The organism is Microbacterium galbum, assembly GCF_032464915.1.
Taxonomy (GTDB): Bacteria; Actinomycetota; Actinomycetes; order Actinomycetales; family Microbacteriaceae; genus Microbacterium; species Microbacterium galbum.
In genome coordinates this window covers 236,983-262,852 of the sequence record NZ_JAWDIS010000003.1, presented here as the reverse complement: position 1 = coordinate 262,852, position 25,870 = coordinate 236,983, and the positions used below count along the sequence as shown (strand labels likewise).

Below are 25,870 nucleotides of genomic sequence, written 5' to 3'. Positions count from 1 at the left end.
GGAGTATCCGCATGAACGCCCTGTTCACGCGCGCGCCGCAGCACGCCTCGGCCGCGCCCACCCCGACACCCACCCCGTCGACGGTCACGTTCGACACCACCGCCTACCGCCCGCTCGGCCTGCTCGACCGGCTGTCGCTGCGCCTGGGCCTCTGGCTGCTGACGCGGCACGCCGATCGAGCCCGAGCGCTCGACCACCAGGCGGTCAGCGCGTACCGCGCCCGCACGGTCCAGGCCGAGCGCGAGAAGCGCGAACGCGCCTGGCGAAGCGCTGCGGCCTTCAGCCGCCCGCCCTTCTGAGCGGTGGGGCCGACGGATGACGTCGGCCCCACCGGCATCCCCCTTCGATCCGAAAGCTGTGACATGACCACCCTTCCGGCCGGCCTCGAGCTGCGCCCCCTCCACATCCCGACCTCCCTCGACGGTCCCGATGCCGCGGACTTCCTCGACATGGTGCGTTTGCGCAACCTCGTCTATGCCGAGGTCTCCGGCCACGACGACTCCTCGATGCCCGCCGACGAACTGCTCCCCCTCTATCAGCCACGACCCGAGATGAAACGGTTCTCCTGGATCGCGGTCTTCCACGGCGAAGTCGTGGGCCGGGTGGGTCTCGACTTCCCGCAGGAAGACGGCGCCCGCACCGGGTTCTGGCTGATCGAACTGCGGCGCTCCGCCTGGAGCCACGGCATCGGCCGCGCCGCCTTCGCCGAGATCGAGCGCATCGCCCGCGACGAAGGCCGCACCGTTCTGCAGGCGTGGGCGGAGCACCCCGCCGCAGACGGCCCCCGTCTCGCGGCACCCACGGGTTTCGGAGCGATACCCGAAGACCACGCGGCGCGCTTCCTGTTGGCATCCGGGTGCACCCTCGAGCAGATCGTGCGGGTGAGTCAACTCGATCTGGCCGGCGCGCGCCCGCACCTCGGAACCCTGCTGGCCGAGGCGGAGGAGGCGGCCTCGGGCTACCGCGTCGTGCAGTGGACGCTGCCCACCCCCGACGAGTTCGTCGACGGTTTCGCGTGGATGAAGTCGCGCATGGTCACCGACGCGCCCTCGGCCGATCTCGAATTCGACGAGGAGGTGTGGGATGCCGACCGCCTCCGCCGCTACGAAGCCGGATACCTCGACGCGGGGCGGCACATGCTCGTCACCGCCGCCCAGCACATCAACAGCGGCGAGCTCGCGGCGTTCAACGAGCTCGTGATCGGGAAGGACCGCACCACGGTGACGAGCCAGGAGGACACCCTGGTCGTCGCCGCCCACCGCGGCCACCGCCTCGGCATGCTCGTCAAGTGCGCCGGGCTTCTCGCGTGGCACGACGTCGCGCCGCTGTCCCCGCGCGTCATGACGTACAACGCGGAGGAGAACCGCCCGATGCTCTCGATCAACGAACGCATCGGCTTCGCCCCCATCTCGTACGAGGGCGTGTGGAAGAAGATCCTTGCCTGATCGTGTGAGTCGCCAGAAATCGTCGCCGGGGAGCAGCCCGGAGCGACGATTCCTGGCGACTCGCGCGAGTCGTGGTCAGCGCAGGCGCTGGCAGTGCGGGCAGAAGTGGCTCGAGCGGTTCATGAACGACACGCGCACGATCGGCCGACCGCATCGCGGGCACGGCTGGCCGGTGCGCCCGTAGGCGTTGAGCGAGTGGGCGAAGTACCCCGCCTGCCCGTTGACGTTGACGTATTGCGCGTCGAAGCTCGTTCCCCCCTCGGCGAGAGCCTTCTCGAGCACCGCCTGCACCTCGCCGAGCAGGCGGTTGACCGCCCGCGTCGACAGAGCGGATGCCGGAGTCTCGGGGTGGATGCGCGCGGCCCACAGCGACTCGTCGGCGTAGATGTTGCCGATGCCGCTGGCCACCGTCTGATCGAGCAGCACGCGCTTGACGCCGGACGACGTGCGCCCCAGCCGTGCGCGGAAGCGCGCGGCGTCGAAGGCCGGGTCGAGGGGATCGCGCCCGATGTGCGCGACCTGCGTGGGGACCCGAGCGAGTCCGGAACCGCGTCCCCCTGCGGCGCCGTCGGGCGTGTCGACGAGCTCGTCGATCGCGAGCGAGCCGAACGTGCGCTGGTCGGCGAAGACGACCGACAGCGGACCGTGCACGGGGTGCTCGAGCTCGATCCGGATGCGCTCGTGCCGCTCCTCGGGAGCCCCGGGAACGCGCAGGAGCATCTGACCGCTCATGCCGAGATGCGTGACGATCGTCTCGTCGTCGGACACCGGCATCCACAGGAACTTGCCGCGTCGCACGGCCGCGTCGATGCGTCGGCCGGTGAGCTCGCCTTCGAAGTGGGCCGCTCCCCCGGTGTGGCGGGTCAGGGCGCGGTCGTCGCGCACGTCGACCGATGTGATGAGCGCCCCGCGGACGGCGGGCTCGAGGCCCGCCCGTACGACCTCGACCTCGGGAAGCTCAGGCACGCGCGTCGAGTTCGCGCCAGGCGGTCAGCGCGGCGGCCATCTCCGCCTGCTTCTTGCTGGAGCCCTGGCCCGTGGTCACGACGTCGCCCACCGTGACGGTCGCGGTGAAACGACGGTCGTGGTCGGGTCCGGCGGCTTCGACGCCGTAGACGGGGGCGGTCAGACCGAGACGGGCCGCGATCTCCTGCAGGCTCGTCTTCGGGTCCATCGCGGCGCCGTAACGCTCGGGATCGGCGAGAAGCGGCTCGACCAGGCGCAGCACCATCGCGGTCGCCGCCTCGGGTCCGGCCGAGAGGAAGGCCGCGCCGATGATCGCCTCCATGGTGTCGGCGAGGATCGAGTCCTTGTCGTGCCCGCCGGTGAGGATCTCGCCACGGCCGAGACGCACGTGATCGCCGAGTGCGATGCCACGGGCGACCTCGGCCAGCGCCACGGTCGAGACGACGCTCGCACGACGCTTGGCCAGGCTGCCCTCGTCGAGGTCGGGATGCCCGGTGAACAGACGCACCGTGACGGCTTGGCCCAGCACCGAGTCGCCGAGGAACTCCAGGCGTTCGTTGTGGGCGATGCCACCGTTCTCGTAGGCGAACGAGCGGTGCGTCAGAGCAAGAGAAAGAAGCTCGGGGTCGATGTCGACCCCGAGCTTCTCGGTGAGCGCATCGCGCTCGACGTTGTTACGCGTCACGAAGTGCCGATCAGACGTCGGCGACCTTGCGGCCCTTGTACTCGAGGAAGAGCTCGGTGCCCTGCGAGTCGGTGACGACCTTCGCCTGGTGAGGGCGGCTGTAGACGACCTTGCCGTTCTCGATGGTCTTGACCAGGGCGGGGGCTTCAGCCTTCCACTGGGCGCGACGCGAACGGGTGTTGGAGCGGGAGACCTTCCGCTTCGGGGGGTTACCTGCCATGTCTAGCTCTTCTCTGTCTTGGGGGCGGCGCGGAGCGCATCGCCGTGGTCTGGGGTGTACTGCTGGAGCGCAGCCCATCGAGAATCGACGGGCGACTGCTCCGGTTCGCCGGGGCTTTCCGTCAGCCTCTCGCCCGTGTTCGGGTCGAGCCCGGGGCAATCCGGCTGACACACCGGCTGGAACGGAAGCGACAGGACAATGGCATCCCGGACCAGATTTTCAAGATCCACGTGGTCGTCTTGAACGTCGAAGTCACTCGCTTCTCCCCCAGGATACGTGAAAAGTTCCTGGAACTCGACTTCGACAGGCTCGGTGATGTCGATGAGGCAGCGTCCGCACACGCCCGTGGCGGTGGTGTCGACGGTTCCCGACACGAGGATGCCCTCGTGCACGGACTCCAGACGCACGTCGAGTTCGAGCACCTCGGCCTCGGGGACCGAGACGAGACCCTCGCCCCATTTCTCGGGGGCGGGGATGTCGAGCGAGTGCTCGCGCATCTCTCCGGGCTTGCGCTCGATGTCGCGCACGGGGAGCTGGAAAGGTCCGGGACGGTGGGTTCTCACGGTCGACAATGCTACCCGCGCGCCCCTGGGCGCGGGCCGGGCGCCGCGCGGCGAGCCCGCCTCCTGCGATGTCGCCCGCCGCGCGCGCGTGTCACGGATGCGGCGCCGCGACGTCAGAGGTCGCGCGCGCCCGTGTCGAGGAACCGCGCCACGGCCGCCGGCACGTACGGCGACACGTCGCCCCCGAGTCCCGCGACCTGCCGCACGAGGGAGCTCGACACGAGCGCGTGCGAGGGGTCGGGCAGCAGGAAGACGGTCTCGACGTGCGCGAGGTCGCGATTGACGATCGCCATGGGGGTCTCGTACGCCACGTCGACCTGCGAACGGATGCCTTTGACGAGCACCTTGGCGCCCACGTCGGTCGCGTAGTCGACCAGCAGGCCCATGCTCCAGGCCGCCACGACCACGTCGCCCTCGATGCCCGCCTCGCGGATGGATTGCTCGAGCAGACTCTGCCGCTGCGCGATGGGCAGCATGGCCTCTTTGCCGGGGTTGTGCACCACCAGCACGTGGAGCTGGTCGAACAGCCAGGCCGCGCGTCGGATGACGTCGAGATGGCCGAGCGTGGGCGGGTCGAACGAGCCGGGGACGACGGCGATCCGGGGGTCCATTCGGCCAGCCTAGCGAGGAGCTTCCCCCGCGGGGCCGACCACTCAGGACTTCGCCAGCGCGGCGCGCTCCTCGACGCCGACGCGCCGCTCCAGGGCGGCGGCGAGGCCCGGATGCCGGGTGAGCGCCGGGTCGTCGGCGAGGACGCGCTCGCCCTCGGCGCGGGCCTCGGTGATGAGCGCGGCATCCGTGACCACGCGCAGCAGCCGCAGCGAAGACCGCACCCCCGACTGCGCGCCGCCGAGCACGTCTCCCTCGCCGCGCAGCTCGAGGTCGACCTCGGCCAGGGCGAATCCGTCGAGGGTCGCGGCGACGGCCTCGACCCGCGACCGGGCGGAGGTGCCCGGAGCAGCCTCCGTCACGAGCAGGCAGAGACCCGGCAGACCGCCGCGGCCGACGCGCCCGCGCAGCTGATGCAGCTGCGAGACGCCGAAGCGATCGGCTTCGAGGATCACCATCGTCGATGCGTTGGGCACGTCGACGCCGACCTCGATCACCGTGGTGGCGACCAGCACGTCGATGTCGCCGCGCGAGAAGGCCTGCATGACGGCATCCTTCTCGTCGGAGGCCATCTTGCCGTGCAGGATCTGCACGCGGATGTCGGCGAACGACGGCAGCTGTGCGAGGAGCGCGTCGACCTGCACGACGCCCCATCGGGTGCGATTTCCCTCGCCCGCGGCGGTGGCGACCGGGGCGTCGGCGGGCTCGTCGCTCTTGCCGTCGGCGGAGACCTGCTCCGCGTCGATCGCGGGGCACACCACGAAGGCCTGCCGGCCGAGCGCCACCTCTTCGGCCACGCGGTCCCAGACCCGGGCGAACCAGCCCGGCTTCTCGGCGAGCGGAGCGACGAACGATTGGATGCCGGCACGCCCGGCCGGCATGGTGCGGATGGTCGAGACGTCGAGGTCGCCGAAGACCGTCATCGCCACGGTGCGCGGAATGGGCGTCGCCGTGAGGACGAGGGTGTGCGGAGAGTCACCCTTGGAGCGCAGCGCCTCGCGCTGGTCGACGCCGAAGCGGTGCTGTTCGTCGACCACGACGAACCCGAGGTCGGCGAAGGTGGTGGTCGCGCTCAGCAGCGCGTGGGTGCCGACGACGATGCGCGCCTGACCGGAGGCCACCCGCAGCGCCGCCTTCCGACGCTCGGCCGCCGGCATCTGCCCGGTGAGGAGGGTGGGCATGAGCTCGGGGGCCAGCTCCGGTCCCAGCATGCGGGCGATCGAGCGCAGGTGCTGGCCCGCGAGCACCTCGGTTGGCGCGATGAGCGCGGACTGGCCGCCGGACTCGGCGACCTGGAGCATGGCGCGCAGGGCGACCAGGGTCTTGCCCGACCCGACCTCGCCCTGCACGAGCCGGTTCATCGGCCAGTCGCCGACGAGGTCGGCCGCCAGCTGCGCGCCGACGCTCTGCTGGTCGGGAGTGAGGTCGAACGGGAGGATGGCGTCGAAGCGTTCGAGAAGCCCTCCTGCGGCGGCGGGACGTCGGGCGGCGGAGAGCGCACGCACGAACTGCCGCTGCTGCAGCAGCGCGGTCTGCAGCACGAAGGCCTCCTGCATGCGCAGCGTCTCCACCGCGGGCGGGATGTCGTCGTCGCTCTCGGGGCGATGGATGCGCTCGAGCGCGGCGCGGGCGTCGAGGAGGCCGCGGCGCGCGCGCAGATCGTCGGGCAGGGGGTCGTCGATCTCGCCCAGCCCGTCGAGGACGAGCGCGATCGTCTTCTGCACGAGCGTGCTCGGGACGGAGCTCGTGGCCGGATAGATCGGAATGGGTCGCTTCGCGGTGACCTCCGCTTCGGCGCGCGCTTCGGCGATGTCGTCGAACAGCTCGTAGTCGGGGTTCGTCAGCTGCGTCTGCCGCCGGTACTCGCCCACCTTCCCCGAGAAGATCCCCCGTCGACCGGGGGTGAGGTCTTTCAGCCGCCAGGGCTGGTTGAAGAACGTCAGCGACATACGCCCGTCGCCGTCGCTGATCACGACCTCCAGCAGCGACCCGCGGCGGTTCTGCATTCGCCGCTCGTTCGCGCTGACCACCTCGGCGACGATGGTCACCGGCTCGCCCAGCGGCAACGTCGCGATGGGCGTGAGCTCGCCCCGCCGCGCGTACCGACGCGGGTAGTGCTCGAGGAGCTCGCCGACCGTCTTGACGCCGAACGCCTTGTCGAACGCCGTCGCCGTCTTGCCGCCGACGGCGCCGTCGAGGCGGGACGCGAGCGAGAGTCCGGGCATGCTCCGAGTCTAGGCAGCCCCTCGGACACGACCCGCCCGCACCCCGGGTCCGCCCGGAGCGGGCCCCTGGTCGCGGGGCCGATCCGCGGCATCCGGAAACCGTAGGCTGGAGCGGTGACGCGCATCATCTCGGGCCGCGCCGGCGGCATCGTCCTCGACGTCCCCCCGAAGGGCACGCGCCCCACCAGCGACCGGGTGCGCGAGTCCCTCTTCGGCGCTCTCGAGTCCGCGGGCGTCCTCGACGACGCCCGCGTCGCCGACCTATACGCCGGGTCCGGCGCTCTCGGCCTCGAGAGCCTCAGTCGCGGCGCCGCGTCCGCCGACCTCGTCGAGCTCTCCGCCCCGGCGGCGGCCCTCATCCGCAAGAACGCCGACCGTCTGCGCACGGCGGGCGTCACCGCGCCCGCGCGCGTGCACCGCGCGAACGTCACGACCTACCTCGCGGCATCCGCGCAGGTCTGGGACCTGGTGTTCATCGACCCGCCCTACGACGTCTCGGAGACCGAGATCACGAGCGTGCTCGTCGCGCTCGCGCCGCGGCTCAGCCCGGAGGCGACCGTGATCGTCGAGCGTGCGAAGCGCTCCCCCGCGCCCGATTGGGTCTCCGCCGGCCTCGAGGCCGACCGCGACCGGGCGTACGGCGACACGACGATGTGGTGGGGACGCCCCGCGACCTGACGAGCGCCTCGTCGCACGGTCGACGGGAGGGCCGGGAACGCGAGGCCCACGCCGTTCGAGCGACAGGAGCGCGCACGGTGGTCACGCCCCGCCGACGGGGACCGCGGCCTCAGCCGCGCCCCGCGTCCCAATCGCGGTACGGGTCCCACCCGCCCGGGCCCTCCCAGGCGCGCCCGTCGACCCGCACCGCGTCGTCGCCCCGGGCGACCACCGTGCCGATGCGACGGCCGTGGGGCTCGGCATCCGGGGGGAACACGACGAGGAACCCGTGGTCCTCTCCCCCGTCCAGGGCGCGCGCCGGCTCATCGCCGAGCGTGGCACTGTCGATCTCGATCGTGACGTCGGAGGCGTCGGCCAGGCGCGTGGCGTCGAGGACGAGACCGTCGGAGACGTCCATCATGGCCGTCGCCCCGGATGCCGCGGCCGCCAGCGCCGTGGCCAGAGGCGGGCGCGGGGCGAGTTGGCGCGACACGGCCCGTGCGTCGAGGGGGTCGAGCGCCGCGCGGGCCTGCGGCGTCAGGGCGACGGGGGCGCCGTCGGCGTCGGTGAAACGCCGGAACAGCACCTCGAGCCCCCTCGCCGCCTCGCCGAGCTCGCCGATCACGTAGACGCCGTCGCCCACGCGGGCACCTGAACGGCGAACGGGGTCGCGCCCCTCGAGGCTGCCGAGCGCCGTCACAGCGATGGTGAGGGTGTCCGAGACGGTGAGGTCCCCACCCTCGACCGCGCAGCCGGGGGCCAGCTCGTCGCACGCCGCCGCGAGACCGTCGGCGAGGCCCTGCACGAACGACACGGGTGTCGCGTCGGGCATCGCCAGCGCGACCAGAAGAGCCACGGGGCGGGCGCCCATGGCCGCCACGTCGGCGAGGTTGACCGCTGCGGCCTTGAAACCGAGCTCGAACGGCGACGACCAGGCCAGGCGGAAGTCGGGCCCGTGCACGAGCGTGTCGGTCGTGGCGACCACGCGCCCGTCGGGCACCGAGAGCACGGCGGCGTCGTCGCCCGGGCCCACGGGCGCGGTCGAGGGCGGGAGGCGATCGAGGATGCCGCGGAGGACCTGCCCCTCGGACAGCTCGCCCACAGTTGTCTCGGGGGTGGTCTCGGCGTCGGTCACCCTCCCACGCTATTAGCCTGGAGGGGTGCCCCGCTCTCCCCGTACCCTCGCGCTGCTGACCGCCCTCGCCCTGCTCCCGGGGCTCGCGGCGTGCAGCGCGACGGTGGCGATGGAACCGGCGAAGGACGCGAACGACCCGGCGTGCGCCGACATCGTCTCGCGCCTGCCGCAGACCATCTCGGGCCAGGAACGTCGATGGACCGACGCCCAGGCCACCGGAGCGTGGGGCGACCCCGCCGCGATCCTGATGACCTGCGGGCTCGAGACGCCCGGCCCCTCGACGCTGCCGTGCCGTTCCTTCGACGGCGTCGACTGGCTCGTCGACGAGTCTCAGGCCGCCGACAACCGCTACACGCTCACGACGTTCGGTCGCACCCCCGCCCTGCAGGTCTACCTCGACTACGAGGCGGCGAGCAGCGGCGACGTCGCCCAGGCGCTCGGACCGCTGATCCGCACCTATCTGCAGCCCACCGGCTCGGTGTGCACCTCGGCGTCCGACGCCACGGCGACCCCCAGCGCCGCGCCGTAGCCCGCCCCCTTCCGACAGCGGACCCGGCCCGGGGGCCACGGCGCACCCATGAGTACCGCGGCGGTGGAACACGGCGACACGCCGCTCACCGGCATCCAGTCGCGGCGTGCCGGACCGTCGGCCCGCCGTTGTGCACGGAAGGGGACGATGCGGAGATCGGCAGAGCGCGGAATCCGGCGACGGCCCGCGGAGGGATGACGCGAGCACGACCGCGGGTCGGTTCGCAGACACGCCTCGTCCGGGCGCTCACCCCCGCCGTGTCGTCTCGACGACCCGCGGTCGTGCGCGGCCGCGGCACCCCGCGACGGGTCAGGCCTTCTGGAGCGCGGCGTCGAGCAGGTCGCTGATGAGGTCCGGATACGACAGGCCCGAGGCGATCCAGCACGTGGGGAACATCGAGATCGGGGTGAACCCGGGCATCGTGTTGACCTCGTTCACGTAGAACTCGGTGCCGGTGTAGAAGAAGTCCACGCGGGCCAGCCCCTGACCGCCGATCGCCTCGAAGGCCTGGGCGGCGATGCGCTGCATCTCGGCGAGCTCGCCGTCGCGAAGGTCCGCGGGGCAGACCAGGTCGACGCCGGGGGCGTCGAGGTACTTGGCCTCGAAGTCGTAGAACTCGCGGCCCGTGACGACGATCTCCCCCGCCACCGAGACCCGCACCGGCCCGCCGTCGCGCCCGGGCAGCACGCCGCACTCGACCTCGCGTCCGACGATCGCCTTCTCGACCAGCACCAGGCCGTCTTCGGCGAAGGCGGTGTCGAGGGCGGTGTCCAGGTCTTCCCAGCGCGAGACCTTCGTCACACCGACGCTGGAACCCGCCTCGTTGGGCTTGACGAACACGGGCAGGTCGAGCGCCCGCATCCGCCGCTCCCACAGCCCGCGGTCGCGGGCGAGGTCTGCGCGCGTGACGGCCACCCACGGCACGACGGGCACGCCGGCCGCGCGGAGCACCTGCTTGGTGACGTGCTTGTTCATGCCGATCGCCGACATCAGCACGCCGCCGCCGGCGTACGGGATGCCGAGGAGCTCGAGCAGGCCCTGTACCGTGCCGTCTTCGCCGAACCGTCCGTGCAGGATCGGGAGCACCACGTCGACCTCGCCCAGCGAGCGGGTGCCGTCGGCATCCGTCACCGTCCACTCGCGCGACAGCGTCGAATCGGGCAGGCGTACCCGCGTGCCGTTGTCGCGGACCTCGGGCAGCGCGTCGGGGATCAGCGCGAACTTGTCGGGGTCGTCGTCCTCGAGCACGAAGGCGCCGTCGCGGGTGATGCCGACCGGGATCACCCGGAAGCGCTCACGGTCGATCGCCCGCAGCACCCCGCCCGCCGTGGCGGAACTGATCGAATGCTCGCTGGAGCGCCCGCCGAAGAGCACCACCACCACCGGATTGCTCATTCTGCGTCCTCTCGCCCTGCGGCTGGTCGTCGTCTGTGGTCAGGTGCGGGGCGATGTCGCGGGGATCCATCGTCCCGTCGAGCACCATCTTCACCTGCTGCACGATCGGCATGTCGACGCCGACCTGCTTCGCGAGTTGCAGCACGGGCGCGACGGATGCCAACCCCTCGGCGGTCTGCTGCATCTGCGTGACCACTTCTTTGTAGCCGTAGCCCTGGCCGAGCAGCCGCCCCGCGGTGTTGTTGCGGCTGAGCGGCGACTGGCACGTCGCGATCAGGTCGCCGAGGCCCGCGAGGCCCTGCAGGGTCTCGGGCTGCGCGCCCTGGGCGACCGCGAAGTCGGTCATCTCGACGAGCCCGCGGGTGATGATCGAGGCCTTCGTGTTCTCGCCGTAGCCCACGCCGTCGACGATGCCGATCGCGACCGCGATGAGGTTCTTCAGCACGCCGCCGAACTCGGTGCCGATGACGTCGGTGTTCACGAACGAGCGGAAGTACCGGTTGCGGGCGCGCCGGGCGACGGCCTCGGCCGTCTCGGGGCTCAGCGAGCTGATGACCGCGGCCGTCGGCTGCTCGCGCGCGATCTCGAGAGCGAGATTCGGACCGGATGCCACGGCGATGCGCGCCGGGTCGCACTCGAGCACCTGCTCGATGACCTGGCTCATGCGCAGGCCGGTCGACTTCTCGACACCCTTCATGAGCGACACGAGCGGGACGTCGGTGCGCTCCACGAGCGGGCGGATCGCGGCGAGGTTCTCGCGCAGAGACTGGCTCGGCACCGACAGGTAGATCTGCTCGGCTCCGGTCAACGCCTCCGCCAGGTCGGTCGTCGCCGTCATGGAGCGGGGCAGGTTGATGCCCGAGAGGTAGCGGCTGTTGCGCTTGGACTCGGTGATCTCGGCCGCGAGCTCTGGGCGCCGCGCCCACATGACGACCGAGGCTCCACCGTCGGCGAGGATCTTGCCGAACGTCGTGCCCCAGCTGCCGGCACCGACGACGGCGACCTTCGGACCCGCGGCCGGCTGCAGGTTCTTACGAGTCAAGGCGGCCCGTTTCGTTCTGCCCGTGCTGAGACGGGTTCCACCGCTCGGTGGGTGCGGGAATGCCGCGGATGCCGGAGAGCATCTCTGTGATGCGGTTCATCAACGCGTCCGTCGCCCGGGTCAGCGTCGCCGGTTGGGTGGGCGCGGCGGCGTAGTCCGACATGTCCATCGCCGGTCCGAACTCCACGATCACCCGCGAACGGCGCGGGAACCGCAGCTTGCCGTAGCGCGGAAGGATCTGCTGCACACCCCACTGCGCCATCGGGATGAGGGGCAGGTCGCCCGCGAGAGCAAGCCGCACCGCGCCCGTCTTGCCGCGCATCGGCCACAGCTCGGGGTCGCGCGTGAGCGTGCCCTCGGCATAGACGATGACGCCCCGCCCGTCGCGGGCGATCTGCTCGGCGGCCTTCATGGACTGGTTGGCGCTCGTCGAGGTGCGGGGAACGGGCACCATCCCCGTCGCCTTGAGCGCCGCACCGAGGACGGGGGCGCGGAAAAGGCTCTCCTTCGCCAGGAAGCGGGGGGCTCGACCGACACGCCACACCGCGACGGCGACCACGAGGGGATCGAACTCCGAGTTGTGATTGGGGGCGAGTACGAACGCCCCCTCCCGCGGGAGGTTCTCGGCACCACGGATCTCGATGCGGGCGAAGAGCCCGGTGAGGGGCACCACGATCGCCGCGAGCGGCCAGAAGGCGCTCGGGCGGCTCTTCTCGGGGTTCGAGGCCACCGGCGTCAGCCCACGACGTCGAAGTCGGCGTGCAGAGCCGTGAGCTTCTCGAGGAACTTCTCGTACCCACGGCGGATGATGCCGATGTTGCGCACCGTCGACTCGCCCTCGGCCGCCAGCGCGGCGATGACGTAGCTGTACCCGCCGCGCAGGTCGGGGACCTCGACGTCGGCGGCGTGCAGCGGCGTGGGGCCGTTGATCACGGCCGCCTGCTCGAGGTCGCGACGCGGGACGCGACGGTCGGGACTGTCGATGCCCTTGGGGTGCACGACGATGTCGGCGCCCATCTTGTTCAGCGCGGCGGTGAACCCGAGACGGTTCTCGTAGACGGTCTCGTGCACGGTCGAGGTGCCCGCCGCCTGCGTGAGGGCGACGATGAGCGGCTGCTGCCAGTCGGTCATGAAGCCGGGGTGCACGTCGGTCTCGACCATCACGGGCTTGAGTTCGTCGCCACGACGGAACAGGATGCCGTCTTCGCGCACGTCGAACCATCCCCCGGCCTTGCGGAAGACGTTGAGGAACGTGAGCATGTCCTGCTGACGCGCGCCCTTGGCGAAGATCTCACCGTCGGTCGCGAGGGCCGCGCAGGCCCAGGATGCGGCCTCGTTGCGGTCGAAGATCGCGCGGTGGTCGTAGCCGACGAGCTTGTCGACGCCCTCGATGAAGATGACGCGGTTGGGCTCGTACGAGATGATCGCGCCCATCTTCTGCAGCACCGCGATGAGATCCATGATCTCGGGCTCGATCGCGGCGTTGCGCAGTTCCGTGACGCCCTTCGCGCGCACGGCGGTGAGGAGCACCTGCTCCGTGGCGCCGACGCTCGGGTACGGCAGCGTGATGTTCGCGCCGTGCAGGCCGTTGGGCGCCGTGATGCGGATGCCCTCGTAGCTCTTGTCGACGACCGCGCCGAAGGCGCGGAGCGCGTCCATGTGGAAGTTGATCGGACGGTCGCCGATGCGGCATCCACCGAGATCGGGGATGAGCGCCTCACCGAGCAGGTGCAGCAGCGGGCCGCAGAAGAGGATCGGGATGCGAGATGCCCCCGCGTGCGCGTCGATCTCCTCGAAGTGCGCGGCGACGGCGCCCGAGGGGTCGAGGTGGAGTGTGCCCTCCTCCTCGCCCTCGGTGACCGTGACGCCGTGCACCTCGAGGAGCGAGCGGACGACCTTGACGTCGCTGATCATCGGCACGTCGCGCAGGGTGCTCGCGGTCTCGCCCAGGAGGGCCGCCACCATCGCCTTGGTCACGAGGTTCTTCGCGCCCTTGACCTCGACCGTCCCCCGCAGCGGGCGCCCGCCGCGGATGGCCAGGGTCTCCGCGGATTCCCAGTCCGGCTGTCCGGGGGTGCGGTCTCCGGAATCGGTGACGAGTGTGCTCATAGGGGGGTGGACCTCACTTCGTGGACGAGGGGCGGCGAATCGATCCGATCGGGTCGATCGGATTCAGCGGACCGGGAGGGTCCGCGGCCGCCATGCCTCGCGGCGCGCCTCGAACTGCGTGATCTTGTCTTCATCGCGCAGCGTGAGCCCGATGTCGTCGAGCCCTTCGAGAAGCCGCCACCTAGTGTAATCGTCGATGTCGAAGGAGACCGTGAGGTCGCCGATCATCGCCGTCTTGGCCTGCAGGTCGACGGTCATCTCGATGCCCGGCTGCGCCTCGATGGCGGCCCAGATGCGCTCCAGATCGTCTTCGGTGATCACGCCCGTGACCAGGCCCTGCTTGCCGGAGTTGCCGCGGAAGATGTCGGCGAACTTCGGGCTCAGCACGACCTGGAAACCGTAGTCGCGCAGCGCCCACACGGCGTGTTCGCGGCTGGAACCCGTTCCGAAGTCGGGGCCCGCCACCAGGATGGATGCCGAGCGGTAGGCGTCCTGGTTCAGGATGAAGTCGGGATCCTGCCGCCAGTTGGCGAACAGCGCGTCGTCGAAGCCGGTCTTGGTGACCCGCTTGAGGAACACCGCGGGGATGATCTGGTCGGTGTCGACGGCCGAGCGCTTCAGCGGGGCGGCGACACCGGTGTGCGTCGTGAACTTCTCCATGTCAGGCCTCCGCCCCGGTCGAAACGGTCTCCGCGGGGAGCGGGTCGAGATCGGCGGGGCTCGACAGCGTCCCCCGCACGGCGGTGGCCGCGGCCACGAGCGGCGACACGAGGTGCGTGCGCCCGCCCTTGCCCTGCCGTCCCTCGAAGTTGCGGTTCGAGGTGGATGCGCAGCGCTCCCCCGGCGCCAGCTGGTCGGGGTTCATGCCCAGGCACATCGAGCACCCGGCGAAGCGCCACTCCGCGCCGAACGCGATGAAGACCTTGTCGAGGCCCTCGGCCTCGGCCTCCAGACGAACCCGCGCCGACCCCGGCACGACCATCACGCGGACGTTCTCGGCCTTCGACCGGCCCTCGATGACGGAGGCGAAGGCCCGCAGGTCTTCGATGCGGCTGTTGGTGCACGAGCCCATGAAGACGGCATCCACCGGGATGTCCTTCATCGGCGTGCCCGCGGCGAGGTCCATGTATTCCAGGGCCCGTTCGGCGGCGGCGCGCTCGTTGGGATCGGCGAGGTCGGAGGGGGTCGGGACCACGTCCGACAGCGACACGCCCTGACCGGGGTTGGTGCCCCACGTGACGAAGGGCTCGAGCTCGTTCGCGTCGAGGAACACCTCCGCGTCGTAGACGGCGCCCTCATCGCTGGGGAGGGTGCGCCAGTAGGCGACCGCGTCGTCCCAGTCCTGCCCCTGCGGGGCGTGCGGCTTGTCCTTGACGTAGGCGAAGGTCGTCTCGTCGGGGGCGATCATGCCAGCGCGGGCGCCCGCCTCGATCGACATGTTGCACATCGTCATGCGCCCCTCCATCGAGAGGGAGCGGATCGCGCTGCCGCGGAACTCGAGCACGTAGCCCTGGCCGCCGTTCGCGCCGATCTTGGCGATGATCGCGAGGATGATGTCTTTCGCGGTGACACCGGGCTTCAGCTCGCCCTCGACGGTGATCGCCATCGTCTTGAAGGGCTTCAGCGGCAGGGTCTGCGTGGCGAGCACGTGCTCGACCTCGCTCGTGCCGATGCCGAACGCCATGGCGCCGAAGGCGCCGTGGGTCGAGGTGTGCGAGTCGCCGCAGACCACGGTGATTCCGGGCATGGTCAGGCCGAGCTGCGGGCCGACGACGTGGACGATCCCCTGCTCCTTGTCGCCCAGCGAGTGGATGCGCACGCCGAACTCCTCCGCGTTGCGACGGAGGGTGTCGATCTGGGTGCGACTGGTGAGGTCGGCGATCGGCTTGTCGATGTCGAGGGTCGGGGTGTTGTGGTCCTCGGTGGCGATCGTCAGGTCGAGACGGCGCACCGGACGCCCCTCGGCGCGCAGACCGTCGAACGCCTGCGGGCTCGTGACCTCGTGCACGAGGTGCAGGTCGATGTAGATGAGATCGGGCTGGCCGTTCTCACCCTTGACCACGAGGTGGTCGTCCCAGACCTTCTCGGCCAGGGTGCGGGGGCGCTCCGGAACGTGGATGCCGTCGATCGATGTGCTGCTCATGGTGGCGTTTCTCCTCGGAAGGGGTGTGAGGCCCGCGACGAACTCCGCGACGAGAGAGGCCTAGGACAAGGTCTCGTCGCGGCCGCTAAGGAGGAGGCGAGCGATCCGCACCCGGTCACGATACCACCGGCCGCGACACCCCCTTCCGCGTAACACGGCGCCGCACATTTCGTCGATCCGCGCCGAGGCGTGCGAATCTGACCCGATCCCGAAGGAAGGAGCGCGCCCCATGACCGCAGGTGCCGACACCGGATTCTCGACCCGCCAGGTGCACGCGGGCTCGGCCACCGCGCCCGCCACGCCGCGGGCCACACCGATCTACCTGACCGCGGGGTTCACCTTCAGCGACCTCGACGAATCGGCCGAGCACTTCGGGACCGGCGCCGGCTTCGGGTACAGCCGCACCGGCAACCCCACCGTGCAGGCCGTCGAGGAGCGCCTGGCCTCGCTCGAGGGCGGGGATCAGGCCGTCCTCGTCTCCAGCGGCCAGGCCGCGGTGACCGTGGCCCTGCTCGCCCTCGCCGGCGCGGGCGACCATGTCGTCGTCTCGGAGCACATCTACGAGGGCACGCGCGGACTCCTGCTCGACAACCTCGCGCGGCTGGGGGTCGAGACGACCTTCGTCGACGTCTCCGATCCGGATGCCGTCCGCGAAGCCGTCACACCCCGGACGAAGGCCCTCTTCGCCGAGACCCTCTCCAACGCCCGCAACGACGTGCTCGATGTCGCCGCCGTCGCCGCGGTCGGTGCCGAGCGCGGCATCCCCCTCGTCGTCGACAGCACCTTCACCACGCCGTACCTCCTGCGCCCGATCGAGCACGGCGCGGCCGTCGTGGTGCACTCCGCGAGCAAGTTCCTGGCCGGTCAGGGGGCGGTGCTCGGCGGTGTCATCGTCGACGACGGACGCTTCGACGCCGCGGCATCCGGGCACCTCTTCCCCCACCTGGTGCAGACCGACCGGCTGGGCGGCGCGAGCTACGCCGAGAAGCACGGGCCGCGCGCGCGCGGGCAGTACATCCGCGAGAGCGTGGCGCCGCGCTTCGGACCCTCCCCGTCGCCCCTCAACGCCTTCCTCATCGGCCAGGGCATCGAGACGCTGAGCCTGCGCGTCGAGCGCCAGTCCACGAACGCGCTGGTGGTGGCGCGGTGGCTCGAGGGGCGCCCCGAAGTGGAGCGCGTCGACTACGTCGGGCTCGAATCGCACCCCCACCACGCTCTCGGCGAGCGGTATCTCCGAGCCGGGCACGGCTCGGTCTTCACCGTGACCCTTCGCGGCGGGCTCGAAGCCGCGCGTCACCTCGTGCAGTCGGTACGCCTGATCACGCACATGACGCACCTCGGTGACGTGCGATCGCTCATCCTGCATCCGCAGAGCACCTCCCACTCCGCACGCACGGTCGCCGAGCGCGAGCGGGCCGGCGTGTTCCCGGGCACGGTGCGACTGTCGATCGGCATCGAAGACGTGGACGACATCATCGCCGACCTCGAGCAGGCGTTCGTCGGTGTGCCCTCCCTCGAGCGGAAGACGGTCGTCCTGTGAGCCGCCTGCAGCATTTCGGCTGGTTCCTGGCGCGCGGCTTCGGCCCGCACGGCTGGGGGCACCCGTACCTGCGGTGGAACCACCGATGGACCGAGCCCGGGCTCTACCAGGATTCCGCGCGCACCCTCGAGCAGGCGGGCTTCGACCTGCTGATCATCGAGGACGCGCCCTCGCTCGGCAGCGCCGACACGATCGACCTGCGCGTGCGCCACGCCTTCGGCGGCCCCAAGCACGACCCGCTGCTGCTCGCACCGTACCTCTTCGCGGCGACGCAGCACCTCGGCGTCGTCCCGACCGTCAATCCCGCGGCCTCCCTGCCCTACACCGCCGCCCGACAGTTCGCGACGCTCCAGCACCTCAGCGGGCACCGCCTGGGCCTGAACGTCGTCACCGACACCGGCAGCGCACGCCACTTCTCCACGGCTCCCCAGCTCGGGCACGATGCGGCGTACGACCGTGCCGAGGAGTGGCTCGACGGCATCCGGCAGCTCTGGCGCAGCTGGGGCGAGGGCGCCCTCGTCGTCGATGAGGAATCCGGCGTCTACGCCGACGGCACCAGACTGGATGCCACGCATCACCGCGGCGAGTACTTCGGGTTCGACGGGCCGCTGAACGCCATCCCCTTCACCGACGGCGAGCCCGCCATCGTCTCCCCCGGCGGCTCGGGCCGCGGTCTTTCGTTCGCCGGGCACAACTCGGACGTTCAGCTCGCGCTGGCGCCGCTCGACGAAGCGAGCATCCGCGCGTATCGCGGGCGCATCCACACCGCTGCCGAGGCGGCCGGGCGCTCCGCCGCCGACATCAAGATCCTCTTCGCGATCCAACCCGTGCTCGTGTCGTCGCCGGAGGAAGCCGACCGGCTGGTGGCGGCATCCGCGGATCCCTCCGACGACGCCCTGATCGCTATCGCGCGCAAGCAGTCGAGCGACCTGGAGACCGACCTGACGGGTCTGGATCTCGACCGCCCTCTCGAGCGCTCGATCTTCGGCGAGCACGTGTCGGAGGGCAGCATCCGGCGCCTCGTCGGGAAGCACGACGCCGACACCCCGCTGCGCACACTCCTCGCTGCGCACGCACGCCTCGGCCGCTTGAACGACGGCTCCGGCTTCGTGGGCACGGCCGACGAGTTCGCCGACCGCATCGAGGAGCTCGGCGAGTGGGGCAACGACGGCGTGCTGCTGTGGGGCGACCTGCACCCGGTCACGGTGCACCGGGTGCTGGACGACCTGGTGCCGATCCTCCGGCGCCGCGGCATCCTCCGCGAGGAGTACGTCGACGGCGGTCTGCAGGCGAACCTGCGCGCGTTCTAGATCCCGGACGTCGGGAGGCCGGGGCCCAGACGGTGGCCGAGCTCCCGCGAGGTGGCTGAGCCTGTCGAAGCCACCGTCCCCCCGCGCGGCGGCCGAGCGCCCGCGAGGTCGCTGAGCCCCGCGAGGCGGCCAAGCTGCCGCGAGGTGGCTGAGCCTGTCGAAGCCACCGTCCCCCGCGCACGTCCGGACCCTTCGACCAGCTCAGGGTCCTCTCGGTCTCGCGCGCTCCTGCTGCGCCGCCGGATCAGTCGCGCTCGGGCTGTTCCACCGTCGAGGGGGTGCCCTTCTCGTCGACGACGACCGCCGCAGCATCCTGACGTCCATCGGCATCCGGTTCCCGGCGCGCCGCGATCAGGCTCGCGACCGTGGCCACCGCCATCGACAGGATGATCACCGCGAGCGAGACCCACGTCGAGATCTCGGGCGCCCACTCGATCGGCTCGCCGCCGTTGAGGAACGGCAGCTCGTTGACGTGCATCGCGTGCAGGATGAGCTTCACGCCGATGAAGGCGAGGATGAACGCGATGCCGTAGTGCAGGTACTTCAGGCGGTCGAGCAGGTCACCGAGCAGGAAGTACAGCTGGCGCAGACCCATGAGGGCGAAGAGGTTCGCGGTGAACACGATGAACGGGCTCTGCGTGATGCCGAAGATCGCGGGGATGGAGTCGATCGCGAAGAGCAGGTCGGTCACACCGATCGCCACGAACACGATGATCATCGGCGTGAACAGCTTCTTGCCGTTCACGCGGGTGATGACCTTCTTGCCGTCGTAGGAGTCGCTCATGGGCAGCACGCGACGCAGCGTCCGCACGATGAGGTTCTCTTTCTGCGCATCGTCGTCGTCGTCGCCCGGGAACGCCTGCCGGATCGCGGTGTAGATCAGGAACAGACCGAAGAGGTAGAAGATCGGGCTGAAGTTCTCGATGATCGTCGCGCCGACCAGGATGAACGCCCCGCGCAGGACGAGCGCGATGATGATGCCCACCATGAGCACTTCCTGCTGGTAGCGACGCGGTACCGAGAACTGGCCCATGATCAGCACGAAGACGAAGAGGTTGTCGATCGACAGGCTGTATTCGGTGAGCCAGCCGGCGACGAACTGGCCCGCGACCTCTCCCCCGGCGACGATCCACAGGACGCCCGCGAAGATCAGCGCGAGAGTGACGTAGAAGACGACCCACAGCGTCGACTCCTTGGGCGCCGGGATATGCGGACGCTTGAGGATGATCAGCAGGTCGGCGATCAGGATGACGACCAGCACCACCAGCGTGATCGTCTGGAAGAGCGGGTCGAGCTGCAGCTCCATCGCGTGGCCTTTCTCCGGGGGAAACGCTCGAGTCTATCGAGCGCCCTTCGTCGGCCCGCGGGTTATGCAAGTACTTCTCATTGCGTGCGTAGTTGTGCGAGACGATCCGCCGCGCGCGGACACCTCTCAATGAGAGAGTGCTCGAAGAGCCTCGCCCGACCGGGAAGGGATGCCGATGACCGACGCCGTGATCGACGACAGAGCCCTCGTCGCGCGCGCCGCCGCCGGGTCGGACGTGGCCTTCCGGGAGCTGTATCGCGCCTATGTGCGGCCCGTGTACTGGGTCGCGTTCGGGCTGGTCGGCCACGCCGCGGACGCGGAGGACGTCACCCAGGAGACCTTCGTCGTCGCGTGGCGGAAGATCCCGACGCTGCGCCTGGAGGGCGATTCGCTCCTCCCGTGGCTCGCGACGATCTGCCGCCTGCAGGCGCAGAATCGCCTGCGGGCGCGTCGGCGGCACGGCAGTCACGCCGAACTCGACGCGGACATCCCCTCCATCGTCGACGTCGAAGCGCAGGTCGTGCAGGTGCAGACCGTCGCCGCCATCCTGGCCGCCGTCGACCGGTTGAGCGAGCTCGACCGCGAGATCTTCCGGCTGTGCGCGGCGGAGGGCTACGGGTACGAGGCCGCTGCCGCCTCGCTGGGCGTGTCGCACGGCACGGTGCGCAACCGCCTCTCCCGCATCCGCTCACGGATGCGCGCCACCGCGATGGAGACGGAGACACCATGAGCAGCCCCACCCTTCCCACCCTTCCCGCCGATCGTGTGGATGCCATCGAGACGGCCGTCTTCGGGCGGATCGCCGATGAGCGCGACCGTCGTCGCCGTCGTCGCCGCGGCGTGTGGACGGGCGTCGGCGCTGCCGCGGCCGTCGTCGTGATGGCCGCCGTCGTGGGCCCCTCGCTCGGCACGACCTCGGGCGTCAGCGGTTCGTCGACCGCCGTGGGAGCAGCCGACAGGGCGCCGGAGAGCGGGACGACCGATCAGTCCGCCCAGGGCTTCGCCGGCGCGGGGGCGGGTTCCGCCCCGGTCGCCCCCGACCAGAGCGGCGCGGGAATCCGGTCGGAAGCCTCCGCGTCGACGGCCACCCCAGGGCGGGAGATCGTCGCCACGGGGTCCAGCACCGTGGCCGTCGACGACATCGGCACCGCCATCGAGGCGATCGGCGACACCGCCACCGCCGCCGGCGGCTACGTCGAATCCTCGCAACTCGGTGACGGCGGTGTCGCGATGCCCCTCGAGGGTGCCACGACCGGCGCGACGCTCTCGTCCGGGTGGATCACGGTCCGAGTGCCCGCGGACTCGCTCACCGGCGTGATGGACGGCCTCGGCGACGTGGGCGAGGTCACCGCGACCAGTGTGACCCGGTCCGACGTCACCGACCAGGCGATCGATCTGCGCGCGCGGGTGGCCGCCGGCGAGGCCTCGGTGGCCCGGCTGACCGAACTGATGGCCCAGGCCGGCTCGGTGTCCGACCTCATCGCCGCCGAGTCCGCCCTCGCGGAGCGGCAGGCTCAGCTCGACAGCGATCGGCAGGTCCTGCAGTCGCTGTCCTCCCAGGTGGCGATGTCGTCGCTGAGCGTGCAGCTGACCGCCCGCACGGCATCCGTCGCCGCCGACCCGGCCGGCTTCGGCGACGGCCTCTCCGCCGGGTGGAACGGGCTCGTCGCGATGCTGAACGGGGCGGTCATCGGTCTCGGGTTCCTGCTGCCGTGGATCGCCGTGGCCGCGATCGCCGCGGCGGTGGTGTGGGGCGCGCGCCGGATCGTCCGCCGCCGCCGCGCGGCACGCGAGAGCTGAAGGGATGCCGCGGAGCCTCCGGGCTGTGGGGCCCAACCCGCGCATGCGGCTCCTCGTCCTACCGAGGTCGCCGACAACGAAAAAGAGCTCCGACCATTCGGTCCAAGCTCTTTTTCGTGTGGGTGACCCCAGCAGGATTCTCCCTCCGCCCCCTCCACGCGCCGCTTCACGGCGCGCGGAGGGGGCGGGCGGTGGGGCCCAACCCGCGCATGCGGCTCCTCGTCCTACCGAGGTCGCCGACAACGAAAAAGAGCTCCGACCATCCGGTCGAAGCTCTTTTTCGTGTGGGTGACCCCAGCGGGATTCGAACCCGCGTTACCGCCGTGAGAGGGCGGCGTACTAGGCCGCTATACGATGGGGCCGCGTCGCAACGTGTTCAAGTATGCACCACGAATGACGCGCACGCAAAATCGGGGCCGAGCCGCCGATATCCCGGGCGTGTCCGGCCACGGTACCGCGATCCGGCGGTCAACGGAAGAGGCGTTAGACGCTGTTCACCTCACGCGCCAGCGCTTGCCGCCCCCTGGCATCCGGGAGTTGGATCGGAGTATGCGCCTCACCAAACACGAACACGCCGCTCTCGTCGTCGTCGAACACGGGCACACGCTCGTCATCGATCCCGGCAGCTTCACCTCGCCCCTCGAAGACCTGGTGGGTCTCGTCGGCGTGGTCATCACGCACGAGCACCCCGACCACTGGACCCCGGAGCACCTGACGCGACTGCAGAAGGCCCACCCCGACGTGCCGATCTACGGCCCCGAGGGCGTTCGCGACGCCGCTGCCGGGTTCGAGGTGATGGTCGTGAAACCCGGCGACCGGCTCGATCTCGGGCCGTTCCACCTCGAGTTCTTCGGCGGACGTCACGAGGTGATCCACGAGTCGATCCCCGTGGTCGACAACGTCGGCGTCCTCGTCAACGACACGCTCTACTACCCCGGCGATTCCTACGCGGTGCCGAAGCACAAGAAGGTCTCGCTCCTCGCCGCGCCGGTCGGGGCCCCTTGGCTCAAGATCGGCGACGCGATCGACTACGTCCTCGCGGTCAAGCCCGAGCGGGTGTTCGCCACCCACGACATGACCCTGTCGGTCGCCGGCAAACAGATGGGCGACGCCCGCCTGACGTGGGCGGTCGAGCAGAACGGCGGCTCCTTCGTCGATCTGAAGCCCGGCGACACGGTCGAGGTCTAGCCGAGGCTGTCGCCGACGGTCCCGCGCTGCCATCCCGACGGTCGCCGACGTGTCGATAGACGGTGTGTGCAAGATGCCGCTGTCGGACGGCCGCGTCGACGCGCACGCCTGGCCAGGCCGCTATCAGGTGGAGGTCTCCGACCCCACGGGAGTCCTCGAGCGCTCGGAGTCGTTCCTCCTCGCGGTACCGGACGGGACGACGACAGGCCTGAACGGCGATCCCCTCTCGCTTCCGGCTGTTCCGGACGGCGAGCTGGCTCTCGTGCAGTCGGAGGCCACTCCCCTGCTCCGGGCCGCGTTCGGGAGATGCGCCGAGGCCGGCTTCTCCGGACCCTCCTGTCCCCCGGAGCTGCGGGGAGTCGCGCCGATCGAGGTGGCCGCCCCGAGCGATGGATACCTCACGATCGATCGTCTCCTGTCGGAGGACAGGGCGTCCTGGCGGTTCGAATCGGGAACGGGTTCCCTTGCGGTGACGGAGGACGGGTCGCCTGCGACCGTCGAGTTCCGCTACACCGGCACCGTCTTGCGCGAGGCAGCCGGGTCCCTCTCCCTCACCTTCGACTGACCGATCAGCGCCCACCACAGAACACCGGATGCCACGACCCTTCGGGGCCGTGGCATCCGGTGTTCTGGTACGACGTGCTTACTGCGCGTCGAGGTCGGTCTTGAGGAGCGCGACGAGCTCGTCGAGCGCCTGCTCGGCACCCTCGCCCTCGGCCTTGAGCGTCACGACCGTGCCGTGGCCGGCGCCGAGACCCATGAGCGACAGGATGCTGCCCGCGTTGAGGTCGGGACCGCCCTGGGCGGCGATCGTGACCGGGACCTTCTTCTCCTGCACGGCCTGCACGAAGAGCTTGGCGGGTCGGGCGTGGAGGCCCGAGGCGCTGGCGATGGTGGCCTGACGTTCTGCCATGGTGAATCCTTCCGATTCGACGGGGTGTTACGCGGCGACCGTGGCTGCGGGAGCAGTCTCGGCGACGGCGGCGTCCTTGGTGCTGCGGCCGATGCCCTTGAGGGCGACGACGATCAGCGCCGTCACGACGGTACCCGCCACGATCGCGAGGGCGAAACCCCAGAAGGGGTTGATCGCGAAGAAGACGAAGATGCCGCCGTGCGGGGCGAACGACTGCGTGCCGAACAGCATGCTCAGACCACCGGTGATGGCACCGCCCACCATCGACGCGGGGATGACGCGCAGCGGGTCGGCCGCAGCGAACGGGATCGCCCCCTCGGAGATGAACGAGGCGCCGAGCAGCCACGCGGCCGCGCCGTTCTCGCGCTCGACCGGCGTGAACTTCTTGCGGGCGAGAAGCGTCGAGGCCAGGGCCATCGCGAGCGGCGGGACCATACCGGCAGCCATGACCGCGGCCATGATCAGGTACGGAGCCGTGTTGGTCTGCGTGGCGGCGGCGAGGCCCGTGGTGGCGAAGACGTAGGCGACCTTGTTGACCGGTCCACCGAGGTCGAAGCACATCATGAGGCCCAGGATCACGCCGAGCAGGATCGCACCGGCGCCGGAGGCGGCGAGCGAGTTGAGACCGTCGGTGAGGGCGGCCATGAGGGCGGCGATCGGACGACCGAGGAAGAGGATCATCAAACCCGAGGCGAAGATCGATCCGAGGAACGGCACGATGACGACGGGCATGAGGCCCCGCAACCAACGCGGCGCGTCGAAGCGGCCGAGCCACCAGGCGATGAAGCCGGCGAGCAGACCACCGATGATGCCGCCGATGAAGCCCGCGTTCATGAGCACGGCGACGGCACCGGCCACGAAGCCGGGCGCGATACCGGGGCGATCGGCGATCGCGTAGGCGATGAAGCCCGCGAGCACGGCGACGATGAAGCCCATCGACGTCGCACCGATCATGAAGGCCACCGAGCCGAGGTATTGGCCGATCGGGCCGAGCGGCGAGGTGATGCCGTCGGTCGGGAGGTCCCACAGCGAGTTCTGGATGATGACGTTCGCGGCGTTCTGCGTCACCTGGTAGCCGCCGAGCAGGAAGCCCAGGGCGATCAGCAGACCGCCACCGGCGACGAACGGGATCATGTAGCTCACACCGGTGAGCAGCCACCGCTGGATGCGACGGCCGACCGACTGCTGGGCCGCCGGAGCGTCGGAGGCGGATGCCGTGGCGGCGCCGCCCTGCACGCGTGCGGCGTTCGGGTTGTCGGACGCGGCGAGGGCCTCGGCGATGAGCTGCTTCGGCTGTTCGATACCGCGCTTGACGCCGGCGCGGACGACCGGCTTGCCCGCGAAGCGCTGCGGCTCGCGGACGTCGACGTCGACCGCGAAGATCACGGCGTCGGCGTCGTCGATCACGCTCTGCGGGAGCGCCTTGTAGCCGCTCGAGCCCTGCGGCTCGACGACGAGCTCCACGCCGTCGGTCTCGGCACCGGCCGCGGTGAGCGCGTCGGCGGCCATGAAGGTGTGGGCGATGCCGGTGGCGCACGCGGTGACCGCGACGATCTTCTTCGTCTTGGTCGCCGTGGCGGTGCGCGCCTCGGCGCGGGTCGCGGCGGGGGCCTCGGCGGCCGGGGCGGACGCCGGGGCGGGGTTCACGGCATCCGTGATGATGCGCACGGCGTCGGACGGCGTCGTCGCTGCACGAAGACCCGACATGAAGCCGTCGTTCATGAGGCTGCGGGCGAGCTGCGACAGCACCGCGAGGTGGGCCTCGTCGGCGCCCGCCGGCGCGGCGATGAGGAACACGATGTCGGCGGGACCGTCCGGGGCGCCGAAGTCGACGCCCGGCGTGAGGCGGGCGAAGGCGAGGGTCGGTTCGGTGACCGACGCGCTCCGCGCGTGCGGGATGCCGATGCCGCCGGGCAGGCCGGTCTCGTCCTTCTGCTCGCGGGCCCACGCGTCGTCGAAGAGCTCTTGAGCGCTCGTCGCGCGGCCCTGCGCGACGACGCGCTCGGCCAGGGCGCGGATCACCGACTGCTTGTCGGTGCCCAGGGGCACGTCGAGAGTGACGAGCTCCGGAGTGATGATGTCGGACATTG

The 25,870-nt window shown here is 70.7% G+C and carries 26 protein-coding genes and 1 tRNA gene; 10 read left to right on the top strand and 17 right to left on the bottom strand.

The genetic code is table 11. The features are described from left to right. Positions 1-11 precede the first annotated feature (11 nt). Entirely contained in the window at positions 12-299 is a 288-nt protein-coding gene (locus RWH45_RS14010) for a hypothetical protein (RefSeq protein WP_315995505.1), read from the top strand. 63 nt (positions 300-362) lie between these two features. Further along, positions 363-1,445 (top strand): GNAT family N-acetyltransferase, encoded by a 1,083-nt coding sequence (locus RWH45_RS14005; protein WP_315995504.1) that lies wholly within the window; start codon positions 363-365, stop codon positions 1,443-1,445. Between the two features lie 75 nt (positions 1,446-1,520). Here the strand turns inward: RWH45_RS14005 and mutM are convergent, their stop codons facing one another. The 6 genes from mutM to RWH45_RS13975 all read right to left on the bottom strand — a co-directional run bounded on the left by mutM (position 1,521) and on the right by RWH45_RS13975 (position 6,713). Continuing rightward, on the bottom strand, positions 1,521-2,411 hold the full coding sequence (gene mutM / locus RWH45_RS14000) for a bifunctional DNA-formamidopyrimidine glycosylase/DNA-(apurinic or apyrimidinic site) lyase (RefSeq protein WP_315995503.1): 891 nt from the start codon (positions 2,409-2,411) through the stop codon (positions 1,521-1,523). Then, positions 2,404-3,096, bottom strand: coding sequence for a ribonuclease III (gene rnc / locus RWH45_RS13995; protein WP_315995502.1), 693 nt, complete (start codon positions 3,094-3,096; stop codon positions 2,404-2,406). Before rnc ends, mutM begins: the two co-directional genes overlap by 8 nt. Before the next feature lie 10 nt (positions 3,097-3,106). After that, positions 3,107-3,316 carry a 50S ribosomal protein L32 gene (gene rpmF, locus RWH45_RS13990; protein ID WP_013586329.1) on the bottom strand — a complete coding sequence of 70 codons (210 nt, stop codon included), beginning with the start codon at positions 3,314-3,316 and terminating at the stop codon, positions 3,107-3,109. A gap of 2 nt (positions 3,317-3,318) precedes the next feature. After that, the gene (locus RWH45_RS13985) at positions 3,319-3,813 is read right to left on the bottom strand and encodes a YceD family protein (protein ID WP_315995897.1); all 495 of its coding nucleotides are present in this window, start codon (positions 3,811-3,813) and stop codon (positions 3,319-3,321) included. 179 nt (positions 3,814-3,992) lie between these two features. Next, entirely contained in the window at positions 3,993-4,490 is a 498-nt protein-coding gene (gene coaD / locus RWH45_RS13980) for a pantetheine-phosphate adenylyltransferase (RefSeq protein ID WP_315995501.1), read from the bottom strand. A gap of 42 nt (positions 4,491-4,532) precedes the next feature. Further along, positions 4,533-6,713 carry an ATP-dependent DNA helicase RecG gene (locus RWH45_RS13975; protein ID WP_315995500.1) on the bottom strand — a complete coding sequence of 727 codons (2,181 nt, stop codon included), beginning with the start codon at positions 6,711-6,713 and terminating at the stop codon, positions 4,533-4,535. Between the two features lie 114 nt (positions 6,714-6,827). On the opposite strand from RWH45_RS13975, the gene rsmD reads away from it, so the two are divergent. Beyond that, positions 6,828-7,391, top strand: coding sequence for a 16S rRNA (guanine(966)-N(2))-methyltransferase RsmD (gene rsmD, locus RWH45_RS13970; protein WP_315995499.1), 564 nt, complete (start codon positions 6,828-6,830; stop codon positions 7,389-7,391). A 109-nt stretch (positions 7,392-7,500) separates the two neighbouring features. On the opposite strand, the gene thiL is transcribed toward rsmD, so the two are convergent. Next, positions 7,501-8,505, bottom strand: a complete 1,005-nt coding sequence (gene thiL, locus RWH45_RS13965; RefSeq protein ID WP_315995498.1) for a thiamine-phosphate kinase — start codon at positions 8,503-8,505, stop codon at positions 7,501-7,503. Between the two features lie 25 nt (positions 8,506-8,530). On the opposite strand from thiL, the gene RWH45_RS13960 reads away from it, so the two are divergent. Further along, positions 8,531-9,034: a DUF3515 family protein gene (locus RWH45_RS13960; RefSeq protein ID WP_315995497.1), complete on the top strand. Its 504-nt coding sequence runs from the start codon at positions 8,531-8,533 to the stop codon at positions 9,032-9,034. A gap of 309 nt (positions 9,035-9,343) precedes the next feature. Here the strand turns inward: RWH45_RS13960 and RWH45_RS13955 are convergent, their stop codons facing one another. The 6 genes from RWH45_RS13955 to leuC all read right to left on the bottom strand — a co-directional run bounded on the left by RWH45_RS13955 (position 9,344) and on the right by leuC (position 15,723). Further along, on the bottom strand, positions 9,344-10,429 hold the full coding sequence (locus RWH45_RS13955) for a D-alanine--D-alanine ligase family protein (protein WP_315995496.1): 1,086 nt from the start codon (positions 10,427-10,429) through the stop codon (positions 9,344-9,346). Next, a complete protein-coding gene (locus RWH45_RS13950) occupies positions 10,329-11,471 on the bottom strand; it encodes an NAD(P)H-dependent glycerol-3-phosphate dehydrogenase (RefSeq protein WP_315995495.1) in 1,143 nt (380 codons plus the stop codon). The genes RWH45_RS13955 and RWH45_RS13950 overlap by 101 nt, the downstream gene beginning before the upstream one ends. Next, positions 11,461-12,201, bottom strand: a complete 741-nt coding sequence (locus tag RWH45_RS13945; RefSeq protein WP_315995494.1) for a lysophospholipid acyltransferase family protein — start codon at positions 12,199-12,201, stop codon at positions 11,461-11,463. Before RWH45_RS13945 ends, RWH45_RS13950 begins: the two co-directional genes overlap by 11 nt. Before the next feature lie 5 nt (positions 12,202-12,206). After that, positions 12,207-13,580, bottom strand: a complete 1,374-nt coding sequence (gene murA, locus RWH45_RS13940) for a UDP-N-acetylglucosamine 1-carboxyvinyltransferase (RefSeq protein WP_315995493.1) — start codon at positions 13,578-13,580, stop codon at positions 12,207-12,209. A 63-nt stretch (positions 13,581-13,643) separates the two neighbouring features. After that, on the bottom strand, positions 13,644-14,240 hold the full coding sequence (gene leuD, locus RWH45_RS13935) for a 3-isopropylmalate dehydratase small subunit (protein WP_315995492.1): 597 nt from the start codon (positions 14,238-14,240) through the stop codon (positions 13,644-13,646). Position 14,241: 1 nt separating this feature from the next. Next, complete coding sequence (leuC, locus tag RWH45_RS13930; RefSeq protein ID WP_315995491.1) at positions 14,242-15,723, bottom strand: 3-isopropylmalate dehydratase large subunit; 1,482 nt, start codon at positions 15,721-15,723, stop codon at positions 14,242-14,244. Positions 15,724-15,952: 229 nt separating this feature from the next. On the opposite strand from leuC, the gene RWH45_RS13925 reads away from it, so the two are divergent. After that, the gene (locus RWH45_RS13925) at positions 15,953-17,263 is read left to right on the top strand and encodes an O-acetylhomoserine aminocarboxypropyltransferase/cysteine synthase family protein (RefSeq protein WP_315995490.1); all 1,311 of its coding nucleotides are present in this window, start codon (positions 15,953-15,955) and stop codon (positions 17,261-17,263) included. Then, positions 17,260-18,573, top strand: coding sequence for an LLM class flavin-dependent oxidoreductase (locus RWH45_RS13920; protein WP_315995489.1), 1,314 nt, complete (start codon positions 17,260-17,262; stop codon positions 18,571-18,573). Before RWH45_RS13925 ends, RWH45_RS13920 begins: the two co-directional genes overlap by 4 nt. A gap of 244 nt (positions 18,574-18,817) precedes the next feature. Here RWH45_RS13920 and RWH45_RS13915 read toward each other — a convergent pair whose 3' ends face one another. Further along, the gene (locus tag RWH45_RS13915) at positions 18,818-19,879 is read right to left on the bottom strand and encodes a TerC family protein (RefSeq protein ID WP_315995488.1); all 1,062 of its coding nucleotides are present in this window, start codon (positions 19,877-19,879) and stop codon (positions 18,818-18,820) included. A 175-nt stretch (positions 19,880-20,054) separates the two neighbouring features. Between RWH45_RS13915 and RWH45_RS13910 the strand changes: the two genes are divergently transcribed. Further along, positions 20,055-20,609, top strand: a complete 555-nt coding sequence (locus tag RWH45_RS13910) for an RNA polymerase sigma factor (protein ID WP_315995487.1) — start codon at positions 20,055-20,057, stop codon at positions 20,607-20,609. After that, positions 20,606-21,679 (top strand): DUF4349 domain-containing protein, encoded by a 1,074-nt coding sequence (locus RWH45_RS13905; protein ID WP_315995486.1) that lies wholly within the window; start codon positions 20,606-20,608, stop codon positions 21,677-21,679. Before RWH45_RS13910 ends, RWH45_RS13905 begins: the two co-directional genes overlap by 4 nt. Positions 21,680-21,968: 289 nt before the next feature. Here the strand turns inward: RWH45_RS13905 and RWH45_RS13900 are convergent. Continuing rightward, positions 21,969-22,041: transfer RNA gene (locus tag RWH45_RS13900), tRNA-Glu, on the bottom strand. Positions 22,042-22,228: 187 nt separating this feature from the next. Between RWH45_RS13900 and RWH45_RS13895 the strand changes: the two genes are divergently transcribed. After that, positions 22,229-22,867 carry an MBL fold metallo-hydrolase gene (locus tag RWH45_RS13895; protein ID WP_315995485.1) on the top strand — a complete coding sequence of 213 codons (639 nt, stop codon included), beginning with the start codon at positions 22,229-22,231 and terminating at the stop codon, positions 22,865-22,867. 49 nt (positions 22,868-22,916) lie between these two features. Then, positions 22,917-23,432 carry a hypothetical protein gene (locus tag RWH45_RS13890; RefSeq protein ID WP_315995484.1) on the top strand — a complete coding sequence of 172 codons (516 nt, stop codon included), beginning with the start codon at positions 22,917-22,919 and terminating at the stop codon, positions 23,430-23,432. A gap of 78 nt (positions 23,433-23,510) precedes the next feature. Here the strand turns inward: RWH45_RS13890 and RWH45_RS13885 are convergent, their stop codons facing one another. After that, the gene (locus tag RWH45_RS13885) at positions 23,511-23,780 is read right to left on the bottom strand and encodes an HPr family phosphocarrier protein (RefSeq protein ID WP_315995483.1); all 270 of its coding nucleotides are present in this window, start codon (positions 23,778-23,780) and stop codon (positions 23,511-23,513) included. 27 nt (positions 23,781-23,807) lie between these two features. Next, entirely contained in the window at positions 23,808-25,868 is a 2,061-nt protein-coding gene (locus RWH45_RS13880) for a PTS fructose transporter subunit IIABC (RefSeq protein WP_315995482.1), read from the bottom strand. Positions 25,869-25,870: the final 2 nt, after the last annotated feature.

Excerpts from the sequence above, each read along its gene's own strand:
- RWH45_RS14010 (WP_315995505.1), top strand. The coding sequence starts at position 12 with ATGAACGCCCTGTTCACGCGCGCGCCGCAGCACGCCTCGGCCGCGCCC.
- RWH45_RS14005 (WP_315995504.1), top strand. The coding sequence starts at position 363 with ATGACCACCCTTCCGGCCGGCCTCGAGCTGCGCCCCCTCCACATCCCG.
- rpmF (WP_013586329.1), bottom strand. The coding sequence starts at position 3,316 with ATGGCAGGTAACCCCCCGAAGCGGAAGGTCTCCCGCTCCAACACCCGT.
- RWH45_RS13985 (WP_315995897.1), bottom strand. The coding sequence starts at position 3,813 with ATGCGCGAGCACTCGCTCGACATCCCCGCCCCCGAGAAATGGGGCGAG.
- coaD (WP_315995501.1), bottom strand. The coding sequence starts at position 4,490 with ATGGACCCCCGGATCGCCGTCGTCCCCGGCTCGTTCGACCCGCCCACG.
- RWH45_RS13975 (WP_315995500.1), bottom strand. The coding sequence starts at position 6,713 with ATGCCCGGACTCTCGCTCGCGTCCCGCCTCGACGGCGCCGTCGGCGGC.
- RWH45_RS13955 (WP_315995496.1), bottom strand. The coding sequence starts at position 10,429 with ATGAGCAATCCGGTGGTGGTGGTGCTCTTCGGCGGGCGCTCCAGCGAG.
- murA (WP_315995493.1), bottom strand. The coding sequence starts at position 13,580 with ATGAGCACACTCGTCACCGATTCCGGAGACCGCACCCCCGGACAGCCG.
- leuD (WP_315995492.1), bottom strand. The coding sequence starts at position 14,240 with ATGGAGAAGTTCACGACGCACACCGGTGTCGCCGCCCCGCTGAAGCGC.
- leuC (WP_315995491.1), bottom strand. The coding sequence starts at position 15,723 with ATGAGCAGCACATCGATCGACGGCATCCACGTTCCGGAGCGCCCCCGC.
- RWH45_RS13925 (WP_315995490.1), top strand. The coding sequence starts at position 15,953 with ATGACCGCAGGTGCCGACACCGGATTCTCGACCCGCCAGGTGCACGCG.
- RWH45_RS13915 (WP_315995488.1), bottom strand. The coding sequence starts at position 19,879 with ATGGAGCTGCAGCTCGACCCGCTCTTCCAGACGATCACGCTGGTGGTG.
- RWH45_RS13910 (WP_315995487.1), top strand. The coding sequence starts at position 20,055 with ATGACCGACGCCGTGATCGACGACAGAGCCCTCGTCGCGCGCGCCGCC.
- RWH45_RS13905 (WP_315995486.1), top strand. The coding sequence starts at position 20,606 with ATGAGCAGCCCCACCCTTCCCACCCTTCCCGCCGATCGTGTGGATGCC.
- RWH45_RS13895 (WP_315995485.1), top strand. The coding sequence starts at position 22,229 with ATGCGCCTCACCAAACACGAACACGCCGCTCTCGTCGTCGTCGAACAC.
- RWH45_RS13885 (WP_315995483.1), bottom strand. The coding sequence starts at position 23,780 with ATGGCAGAACGTCAGGCCACCATCGCCAGCGCCTCGGGCCTCCACGCC.
- RWH45_RS13880 (WP_315995482.1), bottom strand. The coding sequence starts at position 25,868 with ATGTCCGACATCATCACTCCGGAGCTCGTCACTCTCGACGTGCCCCTG.